The organism is Streptomyces sp. URMC 127, assembly GCF_051386535.1.
Classification (GTDB): Bacteria; Actinomycetota; Actinomycetes; order Streptomycetales; family Streptomycetaceae; genus Streptomyces.
This window is the reverse complement of the sequence record NZ_JBPQTW010000139.1, coordinates 1-17,461: the sequence shown is the minus strand read 5'-3', so window position 1 is coordinate 17,461 and position 17,461 is coordinate 1. Positions and strand designations below refer to the sequence as shown.

Here is a 17,461-nt window from a genome sequence, read left to right as displayed (position 1 = left end):
GGCCTTGCCTTCGCCCGTAGCGAGCAGCACCAGGTGCCGGGCCTCCAGGATCGTGCCGATGCCCTGGGTGATGACGTGGTGCGGCACCTGCTCGATGTCGCCGTCGAAGAAGCGCGCGTTGTCGACGCGGGTCTGCTCCGTGAGCGTCTTGATGCGCGTGCGGGAGGCGAGCGAGGAGCACGGCTCGTTGAAGCCGATGTGCCCGTCGGTGCCGATGCCGAGGAGCTGCAGGTCGACGCCGCCGGCCGCGGGCAGCGCGCGGTCGTAGTCCTCGCAGGCGGCCTGGACGTCCTCGGCGGTGCCGTCGGGGCCCATGAAGGACGCCTCGGTCAGGCCGAGCGGCTCGACGACCTCGCGCAGCACCACCGAGCGGTACGACTCGGGGTGGTCGGCCGGCAGGCCGACGTACTCGTCGAGCTGGCAGATGCGGGCGCGGGAGGCGTCCACCGCGCCGGAGCGGACCTTGGCGGTCAGGGCTTCGTAGACGGGCAGCGGCGTCGAGCCCGTGGCCACGCCGAGCAGGGCGTCGGGCTTGCGGCGCAGGAGGGAGGCCATGGCCTCCGCGATGAGCTCGCCGCCTGCCTTGGCGTCCGGGACGATGACAACTTCCACGCTGGGGCCTGCCGATCTTAAAGGGGGGAAGCGGATCGTGTGGTATAGACCAATCTACAGGCAAATCTAGCAGAGGGACCGGCCCCGGCGACCCGGCCGGAACCCGCTTCCTGCTCGCTTCCCGCCCGCTTCCCGCTGGCGGGCCCGCGTACCCCCGTGGTCGACTGGGACTGCATCCCCTCCGGGAGGTAACCGGCATGAGCGCCCCGTCCCCCGCCCACCACCGCGAGCAGCCGGGCGGGATCATGTCCGCCGAGATGGCCGAACAGCCGGCCGTCCTGCGCCGCATCCTCGACCGCGGCGCCCCCGCGATCGCCGCGATCGCCCGGGCCGTCGCCGCCCGCGAGCCCCGCTTCGTGCTCCTCACGGCCCGCGGCACCTCGGACAACGCCGCCCTCTACGCCAAATACCTGCTCGAAGTGCAGCTCGGCAGGCCCTGCGGCCTGACCTCCATGTCGACCGTCACGGCCTACGGGGCCCGGCCCGACCTGACGGACGTCCTGGCCGTCACCATCAGCCAGTCCGGCGGCTCGCCCGACCTCGTCGCCTCCACCAAGGCCGCCCGCGAGGCCGGGGCGATCACCCTCGCGGTCACCAACAACGCCGACTCCCCGCTCGCCGCCGTCTCCGAGCACCACATCGACATCCTGGCCGGGCCCGAGCGGGCCCTGCCCGCCACCAAGACCTACACGGCCTCGCTGCTCACCCTCTACCTCTTCGTCCAGGGCCTGCGCCCCGGCGGCGGTGACGGCACCGCGGCGGCCGAGGCGCTGCCCGGCCTCGCCCAGGGGATCCTCGACCGGGCCGGCGAGGTCCGGCAGCTCGCCGCCCGCTACCGCTTCGCCGAGCGGATGGTCCTCACGTCCCGCGGCTACGGCTACCCCACCGCCAAGGAGGCGGCCCTCAAGCTGATGGAGACGAGCTACATCCCCGCCCTGTCCTACTCCGGCGCCGATCTGCTGCACGGCCCCCTCGCCATGGTCGACAACATCTCGCCCGTGATCGCCATCGTCACCGAGGGGCGCGGCGGCGCGGCCCTGCAGCCGGTGCTGGAGCGGCTGCGCGGGCGGGGCGCCGACCTGATGATCGTCGGCAGCGAGGCGGAGACGGCCAAGGGGACGGTGGGGTTCGCGCTGCCGACGGCCGGGGTGCCCGAGGAGCTGCAGCCGGTCCTGGAGATCCTGCCCCTGCAGCGGCTGGCCTTCGAGATCACCGTCGCCCGCGGCCAGGACCCGGACGCCCCGCGCGCCCTCGCGAAGGTCACCGAGACCCGCTGATCCCGCACGGGCCCCGGAATCACTTCGGGCCGCGGCGCCTGACCGGGACCCTCAACCCGGCCGGCACCGCAGCCCGGAGCCGAGCCGGCCCGCCGGGGGAGCGGGGTGTGCGGACCCCGCGACCGGAGTGGGCCGACCGGAGGCCGTGGCGCGATCAGGGCAGAGAGCGCCGGGCCTCGCTCCGCCCTCCTGTGCGGGGAAGGCGGAAGCTTTACCCCGTCATTGTGGACTAGACCATTATTCTCTGTCCATGCTTTGCGCCACCCGGGTTTCCCCCGGTATCCCGGGCGCTTTGGGGCCTGCCGGCGGCCCGCCGCGGCCCGAAGGCGGCACGCGGTGAGCGCCCAGCCCCCGGGTAGGCTCACCACCGTGCCCTCCATGAACGACCTCGTACGTCAGCACACCGCCCTCTGCGACTCCGACCTGGAGTGGCTGCACCTGCTGGTCTCGGAGTGGCAGCTGCTCTCCGACCTGTCCTTCGCCGACCTCGTCCTGTGGGTGCCCACCCGCGACGGCACGCGCTACGTCTCGGTCGCGCAGATGCGCCCGAACACCGGCCCCACCTCGTACCAGAACGACATGGTCGGCCACCTCGTGCCGCGCGGCCGCCGCCCCATGCTGGACGCCGCCCTGGACGAGGGCCGGATCGTCCGCGAGGGCGACCCCGAGTGGCGCGAGGAGGTCCCGGTCCGCGTCGAGTCCATCCCGGTCCGCCGCGAGGGCCGGGTGCTGGGCGTCATCGCCCGCAACACGAACCTGCTGACCGTGCGCACGCCGAGCCGGCTGGAGCTCACCTACCTGCAGAGCGCCTCCGACCTCGCCCAGATGATCGCCAACGGCGCCTTCCCGTTCCCCGGTCAACAAGTCGACATGGACGCCTCGCCGCGCGCCGGCGACGGCCTCATCCGGCTGGACGCCGACGGCATCGTCCAGTACGCGAGCCCCAACGCCCTCTCCGCCTACCACCGCCTCGGCCTCGCCGCGGACCTCGTCGGGCATCATCTGGGCGAGACCACCGCTCAGTTGGCGCCCTCCCGCGGCCCGGTCGACGAGTCGCTCGCCAAGCTCGCCAGCGGCTGGGCGCCGCGCGAGTTCGAGGTCGAAGGCGACGACGGGGTCATCCAGCTCCGGGCGATTCCCCTCAAACCCAAGGGAAACCACATCGGTTCGCTCGTACTCCTGCGTGACGTCACCGAACTGCGTCGCCGCGAGCGAGAGTTGATCACCAAGGACGCGACCATCCGGGAGATCCACCACCGGGTGAAGAACAATCTGCAGACCGTGGCCGCGCTGCTGCGCCTGCAGGCCCGCAGGATCGGTTCGGCGGAGGGGCGCGAGGCCCTGGAGGAGGCCGTCCGCCGGGTCGGCTCGATCGCGATCGTCCACGAGACGCTCTCGCAGAACCTGGACGAGCGGGTCGAATTCGACGAGATCGCCGACCGGGTGCTGGCGATGGTCGCCGAGATCTCGCCCGGCCGGGTCGCGGGGCGGCGCACCGGTCGCTTCGGCATCCTCGACGCCGAGGTGGCGACGCCGCTGTCGATGGTGCTGACGGAGCTGCTGCAGAACGCCATGGAGCACGGCTTCGGGCCGGGGGAGCGGGGCACGGTCGAGATCACCGCCGTGCGCAGCGGCACCCGGCGCGACGCCCGCCTGCTGATCTCCGTGCAGGACGACGGCCGCGGCCTGCCCGAGGGCTTCGACCCGCAGCGCGCCGGCAACCTGGGCCTGCAGATCGTACGGACCCTGGTCGAGGGCGAGATGGGCGGGACGTTCGACATGGTGCCCGCTTCCGGGCAGGGCACGAGGGTCGTCCTCGACATCCCGGTGCGGGCCGAGAAGGGCTGAGTCCGGCCCGCCCCCCTTCGGGGGTCACCGCACACAGCACTGAGCCCCGGACCAGCATCTGGTCCGGGGCTCAAAGCTGCGTGATGCGGGGCGCCCCCAGGCGAAGCTCGGGGGGAGCGTCAGGGGGTACTGCGCGCTGCGGCTCGGGGGCCGAGGGGCGTCGTCAGGCGGTGGCGTTGCGCGCCCGGTTGCGAGCGGCGCGGCGCTTCATGGCGCGGCGCTCGTCCTCGCTGAGGCCACCCCAGACGCCGGAGTCCTGGCCGGACTCGAGCGCCCACTGCAGGCACTGCTCCATCACGGGGCAGCGGCGGCAGACGGCCTTGGCTTCCTCGATCTGCAGCAGCGCAGGACCGGTGTTGCCGATGGGGAAGAACAGCTCGGGGTCTTCCTCGCGGCAAACGGCGTTGTGACGCCAGTCCATGGCTGCTCCATCTCCTCGTTATTGCGGCTACGTGGCTTGTGAATGTGAACGCTTTCACGAATCCCTCCGCAGGGGAAGGGCCGACGCCCAGTCGTGAAACTGGTGCGGTCCATCAGGGAAAGGGAGGGGTTCGGGCTGTATCGGAAGGCCGGAAGAGCGGACGTCCCGATCGCCATGAAGAGACTCGCAAACCTCGGCGGCGGATACAACCCCTTCTGGAAAGTTTTTTTTGATTCCTCGGTGTCGGCTAGGTCACAGCCGTACTTCCAGGGGGTGGAACCCAGCCTAAACGTTCGAGTGGAAGGACTTTCGGCCCTGGCACTCACACAATCACACGCAGTGCACGGCGAACGCCTGTGAACGTCACGCTCGTGCGCACTCCCAGGTGGTCACCGTCCATCTGGAAGGGCAGCGGCACCTGCGAATGCAAGGTGAAAGACGTCTCGTCGTGCAGCGAGACGGTGTGTTTGCCCCGGGGGCCCCGCTCGGGTGTGGACGTCAGCAGCTGGGTGACGTAGCGGCCGGCCGCCGCCGTCGAGAGTCTGGTGAATCCCAGCACGTCAAGGGCGGTGTCGAAGGACGCCTGCGGGGACGCGTACACCGGGCGGTTGTTCAGGTACGTCCACGGCGCCGTGTTGCAGATTATCGACATGACGAGATGCTCGACGGGCTCCTCGCCGGGCCGTTCGAGGGTGATCGTGCCGCGCCGGCGGTGCGTCTCCCCGAGGAACTGGCGCATCACCTGCCGCACGTAGAGCGCGGGCGTCGACCGCTTGCCGCGCTCGCGCTGCTGCTCCACCCGGCCGATCACGCCCGCGTCGAAGCCGAAGCCCGCGCAGAAGGTGAACCAGCGCTCCGGCACCCCCTCGTCCTCCGTGCCCGGGGTGCCCCCCGCGAGCCCGAGCCCCACGGTGCGCTCGCTGCCGTCGCGCAGGGCGTCCAGCAGGGCGCCGGTCGCCTCCACGACGTCGTTGGGCAGCCCCAGGGCGCGGGCGAAGACGTTGGTGGATCCGCCGGGCACCACGGCGAGCCGGGGGAGGCGCTCGGGGTCGGGGCCGTCGTGCAGCAGGCCGTTGACCACCTCGTTGACCGTGCCGTCGCCGCCGAGCGCCACCACGAGCTCGGTGTTGCCGCTCTCGGCCGCCCGCCGGGCCAGGTCCCGGGCGTGGCCCCGGTACTCGGTGGTGGCCACCTCCAGCTTGAGATCACTGGCCAGGGCGTGCACCAGGACATCACGGGTACGGGCACTGGTGGTGGTGGCCGAAGGGTTGACCACGAGGAGCGCACGCATGCGCGCCAGCCTACCTACCTGTCGGTACACGAACCGCCCCGGCCCGCCTGCTGCCCGTCCTCGCGTCCCCTCGGATCGACGGCTGTACGGCTACCCTGCTGGGGTGAGCAGCAAGCAGTCCGCGCCGAAGAACGCCCGTAAGAGCGGCCCCGCCGGCCCCCGGCAGCAGTCCGCCGTGGCCCCCGCGCCCGCCGGGCCCCGCCCGGCCCGACTGACGGCCGCAGCCGCGCTGACCGGCCTGCAGGGCCTGGCGCTCGCCGCCGCCGGCCTCTACCTCCTGGTCATGGGCCTGCTCGGCAAGCCGGACAGCCCGCAGCAGGCGGAGACGGGCGGCATCACCGTGCTCGCCCTGGCCGTGCTGCCGCTCGCGGCCGCGCGCGGGCTGTGGCTGCGGCGCCGCTGGAGCCGCGGGCCGGCCATGGCCACGCAGATGATGGCGCTGCCGGTGGCGTGGACGCTGTACAACAGCGGGGGCGGCGCGATGATCGCTGCGGCGGTGGCGCTGTTCGTGGTGTCCGTGGGCACCCTTGTGCTGCTGGTGAACCCGACGGCGACGGAAGCGCTGGGGATCGGTCCGCGGGAGTGAGTCCCGGGGCTCCGCTCCGGACCCCGGTCCTCAAACGCCCCCGGCTACGGCCGGGAGGTGCCCGCGGACGGGCTGGACGAACAGCCCGCTACTCCTTGATCACTCCTCGATCAGCAAGCGGTCCCGCAGCTGCGCCAGCGTCCGCGCCAGCAGCCGCGACACGTGCATCTGCGAGATCCCGACCTCCTGGGCGATCTGCGACTGGGTCATGTTGCCGAAGAAGCGCAGCAGGAGGATCTTCTTCTCCCGCGGCGGCAGGTCCTCCAGGAGCGGTTTCAGCGACTCCCGGTACTCGACGCCCTCCAGCGCCTCGTCCTCCGCGCCGAGGGTGTCGGCCACGGCCGGCGACTCGTCGTCCGTGTCGGGCACGTCCAGGGAGAGGGTGCTGTAGGCGTTGGCGGACTCCAGGCCCTCCAGCACCTCCTCCTCGGAGATCCCGAGGTGCTCGGCCAGCTCGTGCACCGTGGGCGCGCGGCCGTGCCGCTGGGAGAGCTCCGCGGTGGCCGTGGTCAGGGCCAGCCGCAGCTCCTGCAGCCGGCGCGGCACCCGCACCGCCCAGCCCTTGTCGCGGAAATGCCGCTTGATCTCCCCGACCACGGTGGGCGTCGCGTAGGTGGAGAACTCCACGCCGCGGTCCGGGTCGAACCGGTCCACCGACTTGATCAGGCCGATCGTCGCGACCTGCGTGAGGTCGTCCAGCGGCTCGCCGCGATTGCGGAAGCGCCGGGCCAGGTGCTCCACCAGCGGCAGGTGCATCCGCACGAGGTGGTTGCGCAGCTCGGCCCGCTCGGGCGAACCGTCCGGCAGCGCGCGCAGCTCGATGAACAGGGCCCGGGCACCGCTGCGGTCCTGCGCGGTTGCGTGCCGGTGCTCGTGCTGGTCCATGTGGTCCGCCCGCTCTGGTGGATCGCTCGCCTCGTCCGGCGCGGGATTCGCAGGATCGCCCGGCAGCTGTCGGGCGGGCTGCTGCGGGATGGCCGGGGTACGCACCCCCCGCGACGATGCAGTACTCACGGAGCCCCCTCTTCCGTCACGGCTGTCCGGGGCCGGCGCCGCGCTTCTTGTGCAGGCTGATGCTGACCGTACGGTCGGCGGCGACGGTCGAGTCGACCTCACCGGCCAGGGCGGAGAGCACCGTCCAGGCGAAGGTGTCGCGCTCGGGTGCGCGGCCGTCCGTGGTGGGTGCCGAGACGGTCACCCGCAGTGCGTCGCCCACCAGGCGGAAGACGCAGCTGAGGACGGAGCCGGGCACGGCCTGTTGCAGAAGGATCGCGCACGCCTCGTCCACCGCGATGCGCAAGTCCTCGATCTCGTCGAGGGTGAAGTCCAAGCGGGCCGCGAGACCGGCTGTCGCCGTTCGCAGCACCGACAGGTAGGCACCCGCAGCGGGCAGCCGGACTTCCACGAAGTCCTGGGTCCCGGGCTCGCCTGCGATTGGGGACACCCTCACCTCCAAGGTGGCACAAGCTTCTTGAGCTGTTACGAGCGCCGGCCCCCGCCCTCGGCCGCCCTTCGGTCGAAGGCCGTGCGCGGGCCGGTGCGGCACATGGTTCGGCTGCGACGCTATCGCGATCCGGAGGTCCGTGGAGCAGCCCCGGGACTGTCACTCATGGTAAACCCATGAGCACGGACAGTGGCTAGGGGTTCGGGCTCCCAAATCGAAAGAGCTGTCGCCTAGTTGGGATTTTCGTCACTCTGCGCGAGCGCCGCAAGGGTCCGGAGGGGTTCTCCGGACAAGCGGTACGTGGTCCACTCGTCCATCGGTTCGGCGCCGAGGGACTTGTAGAACCCGATCGAGGGCGTGTTCCAGTCCAGCACTGACCATTCGAAACGCTGGTAGCCGCGGTCCGTGCAGATCCGGGCGAGCGCCGCGAGGAGCGCCTTGCCGTGCCCCTCGCCGCGCGCCTCCGGGCGCACGTAGAGGTCCTCCAGGTAGACACCGTGCGTGCCCGTCCACGTGGAGAAGTTGCGGAACCAGATCGCGAAGCCGGCCGGCTCCGTCACAGCGGGCGCGCCGCCGCCCGCCGGTCCGTCACTCTCCGCTATCAGCGCGAAGGCCGCGGGATGCTCCCCGAAGAGGGCCTCGCGCAGCTGTTCCTCCGTCGCGCGGGCGTCCTCCAGGGCCCGTTCGTACGCCGCGAGTTCGCGGATCATCGCATGGACGGCGGGAACGTCGGCGGGCGTCGCGGCTCGGATCATGCGTGCATGCTAGCGGGCGGCGTCAGACCAGCCGCTGGTCCACGTAGCACCAGCGCCAGCTCTGGCCGGGCTCGTAGCTGCGCATCACCGCGTGGCCCGTCTCCGCGAAGTGCGCCGTCGCGTGCCGGTACGGCGAGGAGTCGCAGCATCCGACGTGGCCGCAGACCAGGCACAGCCGCAGCTGCACGGGATGGCTGCCGGCCGCCGCGCACTCCGGGCAGGTCGGGTGCGCCGCGGCGGGCTCGGGGCGCGGCAGCCCCGGAAGATGCTCGCACTCGCTCATGATTGCCAGATTAGATCGCACCACCGACACGCGAGCACGCGGACCGGCGGAACGCACGAGGGGAGCGCACCGCACCGATGGACGTCATGCCACTGCTGATGCTGGTCGCCGGCGCCGCGGCCGTCGCCGGCGCGGCCCGCCGCACCCCCGTGCCCGCGCCCCTGCTGCTCGTCGCCGCCGGGCTCGCCGCCTCGTACGTCCCCGGCGTCCCGGACTACACCCTCGACCCCGGCGTCGTCCTGCCCCTGCTGCTGCCGCCCCTGCTCCACACGGCCGCCCTCGACAGCTCCTACCTCGACCTGCGGGCCAACGTCCGGCCCGTGGCCCTGCTGTCCGTCGGCTACGTCCTCTTCGCGACGCTCGCCGTCGGATACGCGGCCTTCCTCGTCGTCCCCGGGCTGCCGCTGACGGCCGCCCTCGTGCTCGGCGCGGTCGTCGCCCCGCCCGACGCCGTCGCGGCCACCGCCATCGCCCGCCGCCTCGGCCTGCCCTCCCGGATCACCACCATCCTGCAGGGCGAGTCCCTGGTGAACGACGCCACCGCGATCACCGCCTACAAGGTGGCCCTCGCCGCCGCCGTCGGCGCGGGCGCGACCTGGGGCGAGGGCATCGGGGAGTTCGCCGTCGCCTCCCTCGGCGGCATCGGCGTCGGCCTCGCCCTCATGGTGCCGCTGCACTGGCTGCGCAAGCACCTGCGCGAGCCGCTCCTGCAGAACACCCTCTCCCTGCTGATCCCCTTCGCCGCCTACACCGCCGCCGAGGAGGTCCACGCCTCCGGCGTGCTCGCCGTCGTGGTCGTCGGCCTCTGGCTCGGGCACCGCGCCTGGCAGGTCGACTTCGCGACCCGGCTGCAGGAGGCGGCCGTCTGGAAGATGGTCTCCTTCGTCCTGGAGTCCGCCGTCTTCGCCCTCATCGGCCTGCAGCTGCCCGTCGTGCTGCGCGGCCTCGGCGGCTACGGCGCCGGCCGGGCCGCCTGGTACGCGGCCGCCGTCTTCCTCGCCGTCGTCGCCGCCCGCTTCGTCTGGGTCTTCCCCGCGACGTTCCTGCCGCGCGCCCTGTCCGCGCGGATCAGGGAACGGGAGACCGACACCACGTGGAAGAGCCCGCTCATCGTCGGCTGGGCCGGCATGCGCGGCGTGGTCTCCCTCGCCATCGCCTTCTCCATCCCGCACACCACGCACGCCGGGGCGCCCTTTCCCGACCGCAACCTCGTCCTCTTCCTCACCTTCACGACCGTCATCGGCACGCTCGTCGTCCAGGGCCTCACCCTGCCCCCGCTCATCCGCCTGCTGCGGCTGCCCGCGCGCGACAGCGCGGCGGAGACGCTGGCGGAGGCGCAGGCGCAGAACGAGGCGTCGGTTGCCGCGGAGCGGCGGTTGGAGGAGCTTCTCGCGGACGAGGCCAATGCGCTTCCAGCGCCTCTTGCCGATCGGCTGCGGGTTGTGATGGAGCGGCGGCGCAATGCGGTGTGGGAGCGGTTGGGGACGGTGAGTGCGGTGACGGGGGAGTCCGCCGATGACATTTACCGGCGGCTCGCCGGCGAGATGATCAGTGCGGAGCGGGAGGTGTTTGTGCGGTTGCGGGATGAGCGGCGGATTGATGACGAGATGCTTCGTACGCTCTTGCGGCGGCTTGATCTTGAGGAAGCCGCCGCGTATCGGGAGGAGGGGGGCGCTTGACGGTTGTGGGCTGGTGCGGGCCGGTGGTGGGTTTGTGCCCACCCGTTCCGCCCTGCGGAACGACTGCCCACAAACCGGGTCGTCAGGGGGCGCCTGTGATTACTGCTACTGCTGTTGTTCCTCTGGGGAAGGCGCCCTCCTCTGTCAGGGTTGTCAGGCCGTAGAGCATCTTTGCCACGTACAGCCGCTCCAGCCGGAGCCCGTGGCGGGACGTGAAGTCGTCGGCGAAGGCGTCCAGCGCCGGAGACGTACGGGCGTAGCCGCCGCAGTGGAAGCGCTCGTCGAGGCGCCACGAGCCGCGCCGGCCGCCGAACGCCTCGCACTGCAGCCGCTCGGTCTCCGCGCCCAGGAAACCGCCCTTGAGTACGGGGAAGCCGATCGCCCGCTGCCCCTCGCCCAGCCCGGCGGCGAGCCCGGCGAGCGTGCCGCCCGTGCCGCACGCGACCCCGACGACGTCCGCCATGCCGCGCAGCTCGCGCCCCAGCTCCGCGCAGCCGAGCACGGCGGCCGCGTTCGACCCGCCCTCGGGCACGACGAAGCAGTCGCCGCCCGCCCGCTCGACCAGGTCGGCCAGCACCTCCGGCTCCGTCTTGCGGCGGTAGGTGGCCCGGTCGGTGAACAGCAGCCGCATGCCGGACGCGGCGCAGTAGCGCAGCGAGGGGTTCAGCGGCCGGCCCGCCAGCTCGTCGCCCCGGACGACGCCCACGGTGGCGAAGCCCAGCAGGCGCCCCGCGGCGGCCGTGGCGCGCAGGTGGTTGGAGTACGCGCCGCCGAACGTCAGCAGGGTGCGCCGCCCCGCCTCGGCCGCGGCCTCCAGGTTGGGCGCGAGCTTGCGCCACTTGTTGCCGGGCAGCTCGGGGTGTATCAGGTCGTCCCGCTTGAGCAGCAGGCGCACGCCGTGCCGGGCGAACCTCTCGTCCGGGAGCTCCACGAGCGGGGACGGCAGCCGCGGCCGCAGGCCGGCGAGCCCGGCGCTGCCGGCGGCGGGGGGATGGCTGGTCACGCCCCCATTGTCGCGTGAACGGGCGTTGTCGCGGGAACGGGCGGGCGGGCCGCGGCGCGCCTCACTTGAGCCGTTCACGGACCCGCTCGCGGAGCCACTCCATGGAGAAGCCCACCGGATCGGTCTTGCCGGGGCGCCACTCCAGGTGGCCGATCACGGAGCGCTCCGTCCAGCCGTGGTGCCGGCAGATGGCGGCCGCCACCTGCTCCACCGCCCGCAGCTGGACCTGCGGCCAGGGGTCCTCCCCGTCGCCCCGGTTGACGCACTCGAAGCCGTAGAAGTGGACGTTGCCGTCGGTGTCCGCCCACCGCACCGGCGGCAGCCGCTTCTCGGCGATCACCGCCTTCAGCACGTCGCCGTCGCCGCCGCCCGCGTGGTTGACGCGCCCGCAGCCGGTGAGGTGGATCGCGCCGTCCTTGGCGATGACCCCGTGGCACAGGGGGCCGGGCAGCTCCTCGTAGCCGTTCCAGCACAGCCGGACGGTGCTGTCGGTGCCCGAGGTGGCCGAGTGGTGGATCATCACGCCGTTGACCGGCCCCCACGGGCCGTGCCCCTGGCGGTTGTGCCGGCGCCAGCCGTCCACCTCGACGACGGTGGCGCCCTCGCGTCTGAGCGCGGCCAGGAACTCGCTCGCGGACATGGGTGGGGCCATGCCGCTCTCCCTCCGTAGAGCACGTGGCGTACGCCGGTCGCGTAGGCCGAATGACCCCCTTGTACCCAAAAGTTCGCAGGTGGGCCGGGCGTTCGGATATCGTGCGAGCCGATCCGGCCGTTGGCCGAATATCCCACCGATCGCATCGTCGACAGCGCCGTCGACACGGAAGTACGGATCAAGGACTGTGGACTACCAGGCCGTCCTCGAAGAGGTCGCCGCCTTCGCCAAGCCGCTCGTCGGCCGTGGCCAGGTGGCCGACTACATCCCCGCCCTCGCCGGAGTGGACATCAACCGGTTCGGCATGGCCGTCGCCGACGTCGACGGCGGGGTGTACGGCATCGGGGACTGGGAACGGCCGTTCTCCGTGCAGTCCATCTCCAAGGCGTTCAGCCTGGCGCTCGTCCTGGCCGAGGGAGGCGGCAAGATCTGGGAGCGGGTCGGCACGGAACCGTCCGGAAACCCCTTCAACTCCCTGGTCCAACTCGAATACGAGAACGGCATCCCGCGCAACCCGTTCATCAATGCGGGCGCGCTCGTCGTCACCGACCGGCTGCAGACCCTCACCGGCGACGCCAGCACCACCATGCTGGAGTTCCTGCGGGCCGAGAGCGGCAACCCCGACGTCTCCTTCGACCCCGCCGTCGCCGCCTCCGAGACCGAGCACGGCGACCGCAACGCCGCCCTCGCCCACTTCATGGCCAGCTACGGTAACCTCGACAACCCCGTCCCCACGGTCCTGGAGCACTACTTCTGGCAGTGCTCCATCGAGATGAGCTGCCGCGACCTCGCCCGCGCGGGCACCTTCCTCGCCCGCCACGGCCTGCGCGCCGACGGCTCGCGGCTGCTGCCGCGGCGCGAGGCGAAGCAGGTCAATGCCGTGATGCTCACGTGCGGGACGTATGACGCGGCGGGGGACTTCGCGTACCGGGTGGGGCTGCCGGGGAAGAGTGGGGTGGGGGGTGGGATTGTCGCCGTGATACCGGGGCGGTGTGCGTTGTGTGTGTGGAGCCCTGGCTTGGACACCCGGGGCAACTCTGTTGCGGGTGTGGCCGCGCTGGATCACTTCACCACCCTGACCGGGTGGTCGGTGTTCTAGGCGGCTTGTCGGCTGCCGGCCGGTGGGGGCTTGTCGCGCAGTTCCCCGGGCCCCTATCGGGGCGCGTCTTCTGGGGCCGCGTCCGGCCTCTACGGGCAGCGGATGACCTGGCCCGCGTAGGAGAGGTTGCCGCCGAAGCCGAAGAGCAGGACCGGGGCGCCCGACGGGATCTCGTCGCGCTCGACCAGCTTGGAGAGCGCGAGCGGAATGCTCGCGGCGGACGTGTTGCCGGACTCGGTCACGTCCGTCGCGACGACCGCGTTGACCGCCCCCAGCTTCCGCGCCACCGGTTCGATGATCCGCAGGTTGGCCTGGTGCAGGACGACGGCCGCCAGGTCCTCCGGCGCGACGCCGGCCCGCTCGCAGACGCGGCGGGCGATGGGCGGCAGCTGCGTCGTGGCCCAGCGGTAGACCGACTGGCCCTCCTGGGAGAAGCGCGAGGGCGTGCCCTCGATCCGTACGGCGTGTCCCATGCCGGGCACCGAGCCCCACACCACGGGGCCGATCTCCGGTTCGGCCGAGGCCGTGACCACGGCGGCGCCCGCGCCGTCGCCGGTCAGCACGCACGTCGTGCGGTCGCTCCAGTCGGTCACCGACGTGAACTTCTCCACCCCGATGACCAGGGCGTTCGTCGCCGCCCCGGCGCGGATGGCGTGGTCCGCGCTCGCCAGGGCGTGGGTGAAGCCGGAGCAGACCACGTTGACGTCCATCACGGCGGGCGTGGCGAGGCCGAGCGCGGCCGCGACCCGGGCGGCCGTGTTGGGGCTGCGGTCGTCGGCGGTGCAGGTGGCGACGAGGACGAGATCGATCTCGTCCGCGGCGAGGCCGCTGTTCGCCAGCGCCTTCCCGGCGGCCTCGGCCGCCATGTCGGCGACCGTCTCGCCGGGCTCGGCGACCCGGCGCGTGCGGATGCCGACGCGCGAGCGGATCCACTCGTCGCTGGTGTCGACCATGGCCGCCAGCTCGTCGTTGGTCAGCACCCGGGCGGGCTGGTAGTGGCCGAGGGCGAGGACGCGGGAGCCGGTCATCGGCGGTTCCTCCGAGGCTGGCGGATGTACGAACGTGCAGTACGGGCGCACAGAAGTGCGTGTGGTACAGGATTCACCAGTGTTGACGCTGCACGCGTGGAAGCGGGTATGCGATCCGCCCAATGTTCTGCCGCGATAACTGGCACAACCCGCAGGGCCCGGCCGCTGCGGCGGCCGGGCCCTGTCCCCCCTGTGGTGATCTGTGACGATCCTTACGTCACCGATCCGGCACGCTGCGTCAGCGCAGCGAGAGCGCCGTGCGGATCGTGGTGAAGAGCTCGGTCTGGTCCGTGACGCCGAGGACGCGCTCCGCCTGCGGGCCCTGGGCCGCGATGCGCACCTCGGTGCCGGTGTGCTCCTGCGACTTGCCGGGCGTGTTGGTGGAGTAGTTGACCTTCAGCTGCTGCCCCTCGTCGGTGACCAGCGTGGAGGACAGGCCGGGCGGGGCCGCCTCCAGCGGCACGATCTGGCTGCTGTGGCCGTGGTCGGCGGTGGTGACGACCAGGGTGTCCGGGTGCTGCGCGGCGTAGGCGCGGGCGACCTTCACGGCGCGGTCGAGGGCCGCGGTCTCCCCGATCTGGCCGCACGGGTCGGCGGCGTGGTCGCGCTTGTCGATCGAGGCGCCCTCGACCTGCAGGAAGAAGCCCTTCTTGGAGCCCGCGCCCCGCTGCTTGGCCTCCAGGAGCTGCAGCGCCTTGGTGGTCTGGTCGGCCAGGCTCGGGGTGCCGGCCTTGCGCTCGGGGTTGTTCGTCACGCAGCGCTGCGGGGCGGTGCCGCCCTGGGCCGCGGGCTTGCCGGTCCACTCGACGGGGATGTTGCCGTCGGCGAAGAGGCCGAGGACGGGCTTGCCGGGCTTCGCGCTCTTCAGGCCCTTGTCGTCGGTGACGACCTGGTAGCCGAGCTGCTGCGCCTGCTGGGTGACGGTCTGTCCGGCGAACCGGCCCTCGGTGACCTTCTGGTCGAAGCGCGCCTTGCCGCCGCCGAGGAGGACGTCCACCTTGTGGTTGACGCTTTGCTCGGCGATCGAGCCGGGGCCGCCCTTGGCGATGGTGTCGCCCGGGCAGGCCTTCATGTCGGCCGGGCCCTGGCAGCTGCGGTCACTGGCGTGCGAGGCGAGGACGGCAGGGGTGGCGTCGGTCAGCTCGGCGGTGGTGACGCTGCCGGTGGCCAGGCCGTTCTTCTGCGCCAGCTCCAGGATCGTGGTCATCGGCTTGTCCGTGCCGGGCGTCTTGGATATCCGGCCGTTGACGGTCTTGCGCCCGGTCGCCCAGCCGGTGCCGCTGGCGGCCGAGTCGGTGACGTAGTCGGGCTTGCCGTTCTTGTCGACCGAGTACGTGGTGTACGCGCCGGTGAGCGGGAACTTGTCCATGTTCAGACGGCCCGCGGCGCCCACGGTGTAGTCACGGGCCAGGGTGATCTCCGAGTCGCCCATGCCGTCGCCGATGAGCAGGATGACGTTCTTGGCCTTCTTGGCGCCGTGGCCCGCGGCGAGCGCGGGGACGTCCGAGCTGCCGCCCTCCGAAGCGGAGGCCGCGGCGGGCACCGCGACCCCGGCGGCGAGCAGTGCGGCGGCGCCCCAGGCGAGACGGCGCCGGTACGGACGAGAACCCATGGTTTTTCCTCCTCGTAGGCCGGGGCGGGATGCCCGGCCGGGGGAAGCTCACCAGGGGCGGGTGTACCGGAGGGGTCCTTGAGGTGTCCTGCAGTTCACCGGGGGTTGTCGGCCGGGCTGCCGGGCTGCGCCGGGGCACCGGCCGCCCCCGCCGCTGCGGGCTGGTCGTCCGCCTTGAGGGCCTTCGCCTCGCTCTTGAGGATGCGCATCGACTTGCCCAGCGCGCGGGCGGTGTCGGGCAGCTTCCGCGAACCGAACAGCAGGACCATCACCAGCACCACCACGAGGATGTGCCAGGGCTCAAGGGCGTTGCGCAGCATGATCGGCGCACCTCTCTCTTCCGTAACCGTTGTGCTCACCATACTTGCCAGATTGCGCAACTGGACAACCAAAGCAGGTGTCCGGCCGTCTATCCGGGTAAGCGGCACGGAACCGGGGCGGCCCGGGGAACGGACGAGGACTGGCGGATGAGCAGATGAGTGGCGGCCGAGGGAAGCGGGCGCACCGCCGGGTGCGGACGGCGACGCTCGCCGTGGTGGCGTTCGTGGTGCTGCTGGCCGCCGGCGCGGGCTGGGTCTGGCTCCGGCTCGACGGCAACATCAGCACCTTCGACGCGGACGGGCTGTCCAAGAACCGCCCGGGCGCCGGCGCCGCCGGGCAGAACGTGCTGGTCATCGGCTCGGACTCGCGCTCGGGCGGAAACAGGGACCTGGGCGGCGGCGAGGGTGACGTGGGCCGCTCCGACACCGCGTTCCTGCTGCACGTCTACCGCGACCGCGAGCACGCCGTCGCCGTCTCGATCCCGCGGGACACGCTCGTCGACATCCCGCCGTGCCGGCTGCCCGACGGCAGCTGGACGTCCGGGCGGACCCGGGCGATGTTCAACTCCGCCTTCTCGGTGGGGGAGTCGCCCAAGGGCAACCCGGCCTGCACGCAGAACACGGTGGAGAAGCTCACCGGGCTGCGGGTCGACCACACCGTCGTCGTCGACTTCGCGGGCTTCTCCGCCATGACCTCGGCCGTGGGCGGCGTGCCGGTGTGCGTGCCCAAGGACGTCTACCAGGGCGACCTCGACCCGCACCGCGGCTCGCGCGGCGAGCTCCTCTTCGCCAAGGGGCGGCAGAACGTCTCGGGGCAGAAGGCGCTGGACTACGTGCGCGTGCGGCACGGCATCGGCGACGGCTCCGACATCGGCCGCATCCAGCGGCAGCAGGCCTTCCTCGCGGGCATGGTCAAGAAGGTGCGCGAGCAGGGCTTCAACCCGGCCACGCTGCTGCCCCTGGCGGACGCCGCCACCAAGTCGATGACCGTCGACCCCGGGCTGGGCTCCGCCGACAAGCTGCTGTCCTTCGCCATGTCGCTGAAGGACATCGGCCTGCACGACATCAAGTTCATCACCGTGCCCTGGCGCTACGAAGGGGACCGCGTCGACATCGTGCAGCCCGCCGCGGACGCGCTGTGGGCCTCGCTGAAGGCCGACCGGACGATCGACGGCAAGGACGCCGCGGGCGGGGGGCGGGCTCCCGCCGGGCCGGCGGCTCCCGCCTCCCCCGAGCCGGTCTCCGGGGAGGGCGTGAGCGTCTCCGTCGCCAACGGCACCCGGGTGGGCGGGCTCGCGGCGCGGGCCGCCGCGGAGCTGGAGAAGCACGGGTTCACCGTCGGCAGCACCGGCAACGCGAAGGAACGCGACGCCGGCATCACAGTGATCGAGTTCGGCCCGGGGCGGGCGGCCGAGGCGCGGACGGTGGCCCGGCTCTTCCCCGGGGCGTACGTCCACGGGGTGGCGGAGAACGGGATCACGGTGACGGTCGGGCGGGACTTCGCCGCCGCGGGCGCCGGCGCGTCCCCCGCGGCCTCCTCCTCGCCCGCCC

18 protein-coding genes are annotated in these 17,461 nt (G+C 72.2%); 6 read left to right on the top strand and 12 right to left on the bottom strand.

Annotated features, from left to right (window positions below; genetic code table 11):
* Positions 1-612, bottom strand: a 612-nt coding sequence (locus ACSNOH_RS23965) for a glucosamine-6-phosphate deaminase (RefSeq protein WP_436723491.1), incomplete at its 3' end; no start/stop codon positions are given.
* Positions 613-809: 197 nt separating this feature from the next.
* Between ACSNOH_RS23965 and ACSNOH_RS23960 the strand changes: the two genes are divergently transcribed.
* Both ACSNOH_RS23960 and ACSNOH_RS23955 read left to right on the top strand, forming a co-directional pair.
* The gene (locus ACSNOH_RS23960; protein ID WP_436723490.1) at positions 810-1,889 is read left to right on the top strand and encodes an SIS domain-containing protein; all 1,080 of its coding nucleotides are present in this window, start codon (positions 810-812) and stop codon (positions 1,887-1,889) included.
* 378 nt (positions 1,890-2,267) lie between these two features.
* A complete protein-coding gene (locus tag ACSNOH_RS23955; protein WP_436723489.1) occupies positions 2,268-3,737 on the top strand; it encodes a sensor histidine kinase in 1,470 nt (489 codons plus the stop codon).
* Between the two features lie 163 nt (positions 3,738-3,900).
* Here the strand turns inward: ACSNOH_RS23955 and ACSNOH_RS23950 are convergent, their stop codons facing one another.
* On the bottom strand, positions 3,901-4,158 hold the full coding sequence (locus tag ACSNOH_RS23950) for a WhiB family transcriptional regulator (RefSeq protein WP_004937597.1): 258 nt from the start codon (positions 4,156-4,158) through the stop codon (positions 3,901-3,903).
* 322 nt (positions 4,159-4,480) lie between these two features.
* The gene (locus ACSNOH_RS23945) at positions 4,481-5,449 is read right to left on the bottom strand and encodes a diacylglycerol/lipid kinase family protein (protein ID WP_436723488.1); all 969 of its coding nucleotides are present in this window, start codon (positions 5,447-5,449) and stop codon (positions 4,481-4,483) included.
* Between the two features lie 103 nt (positions 5,450-5,552).
* Here ACSNOH_RS23945 and ACSNOH_RS23940 point away from each other — a divergent pair, with 103 nt between their 5' ends.
* On the top strand, positions 5,553-6,035 hold the full coding sequence (locus ACSNOH_RS23940; protein WP_436723487.1) for a hypothetical protein: 483 nt from the start codon (positions 5,553-5,555) through the stop codon (positions 6,033-6,035).
* A gap of 99 nt (positions 6,036-6,134) precedes the next feature.
* On the opposite strand, the gene ACSNOH_RS23935 is transcribed toward ACSNOH_RS23940, so the two are convergent.
* The 4 genes from ACSNOH_RS23935 to ACSNOH_RS23920 form a co-directional block, all read right to left on the bottom strand.
* Positions 6,135-7,049 (bottom strand): RNA polymerase sigma factor SigF, encoded by a 915-nt coding sequence (locus ACSNOH_RS23935; RefSeq protein ID WP_030366269.1) that lies wholly within the window; start codon positions 7,047-7,049, stop codon positions 6,135-6,137.
* Positions 7,050-7,065: 16 nt separating this feature from the next.
* Complete coding sequence (locus ACSNOH_RS23930) at positions 7,066-7,479, bottom strand: anti-sigma regulatory factor (protein ID WP_436723486.1); 414 nt, start codon at positions 7,477-7,479, stop codon at positions 7,066-7,068.
* Positions 7,480-7,709: 230 nt separating this feature from the next.
* Positions 7,710-8,234 carry an N-acetyltransferase family protein gene (locus ACSNOH_RS23925; protein ID WP_436723485.1) on the bottom strand — a complete coding sequence of 175 codons (525 nt, stop codon included), beginning with the start codon at positions 8,232-8,234 and terminating at the stop codon, positions 7,710-7,712.
* Between the two features lie 22 nt (positions 8,235-8,256).
* A complete protein-coding gene (locus ACSNOH_RS23920) occupies positions 8,257-8,517 on the bottom strand; it encodes a UBP-type zinc finger domain-containing protein (protein WP_436723484.1) in 261 nt (86 codons plus the stop codon).
* A gap of 77 nt (positions 8,518-8,594) precedes the next feature.
* Between ACSNOH_RS23920 and ACSNOH_RS23915 the strand changes: the two genes are divergently transcribed.
* Positions 8,595-10,196: a Na+/H+ antiporter gene (locus tag ACSNOH_RS23915; protein ID WP_436723483.1), complete on the top strand. Its 1,602-nt coding sequence runs from the start codon at positions 8,595-8,597 to the stop codon at positions 10,194-10,196.
* An 82-nt stretch (positions 10,197-10,278) separates the two neighbouring features.
* Here the strand turns inward: ACSNOH_RS23915 and ACSNOH_RS23910 are convergent, their stop codons facing one another.
* The gene (locus ACSNOH_RS23910; protein ID WP_436723482.1) at positions 10,279-11,199 is read right to left on the bottom strand and encodes a 1-aminocyclopropane-1-carboxylate deaminase/D-cysteine desulfhydrase; all 921 of its coding nucleotides are present in this window, start codon (positions 11,197-11,199) and stop codon (positions 10,279-10,281) included.
* Positions 11,200-11,260: 61 nt separating this feature from the next.
* On the bottom strand, positions 11,261-11,851 hold the full coding sequence (locus ACSNOH_RS23905; RefSeq protein WP_436723481.1) for an N-acetylmuramoyl-L-alanine amidase: 591 nt from the start codon (positions 11,849-11,851) through the stop codon (positions 11,261-11,263).
* 187 nt (positions 11,852-12,038) lie between these two features.
* On the opposite strand from ACSNOH_RS23905, the gene ACSNOH_RS23900 reads away from it, so the two are divergent.
* Positions 12,039-12,950: a glutaminase gene (locus tag ACSNOH_RS23900; protein WP_436723480.1), complete on the top strand. Its 912-nt coding sequence runs from the start codon at positions 12,039-12,041 to the stop codon at positions 12,948-12,950.
* A gap of 89 nt (positions 12,951-13,039) precedes the next feature.
* Here ACSNOH_RS23900 and ACSNOH_RS23895 read toward each other — a convergent pair whose 3' ends face one another.
* From ACSNOH_RS23895 to tatA, 3 genes are all read right to left on the bottom strand, one after another.
* Complete coding sequence (locus tag ACSNOH_RS23895; protein ID WP_436723479.1) at positions 13,040-13,978, bottom strand: beta-ketoacyl-ACP synthase III; 939 nt, start codon at positions 13,976-13,978, stop codon at positions 13,040-13,042.
* Positions 13,979-14,216: 238 nt separating this feature from the next.
* Positions 14,217-15,590 (bottom strand): alkaline phosphatase, encoded by a 1,374-nt coding sequence (locus ACSNOH_RS23890; RefSeq protein ID WP_436723478.1) that lies wholly within the window; start codon positions 15,588-15,590, stop codon positions 14,217-14,219.
* A 95-nt stretch (positions 15,591-15,685) separates the two neighbouring features.
* Positions 15,686-15,910: a Sec-independent protein translocase subunit TatA gene (gene tatA, locus ACSNOH_RS23885; protein WP_436723477.1), complete on the bottom strand. Its 225-nt coding sequence runs from the start codon at positions 15,908-15,910 to the stop codon at positions 15,686-15,688.
* Between the two features lie 155 nt (positions 15,911-16,065).
* Between tatA and ACSNOH_RS23880 the strand changes: the two genes are divergently transcribed.
* Positions 16,066-17,461 (top strand): LCP family protein (locus ACSNOH_RS23880; protein WP_436723476.1); only part of this gene is annotated, 1,396 nt, incomplete at its 3' end.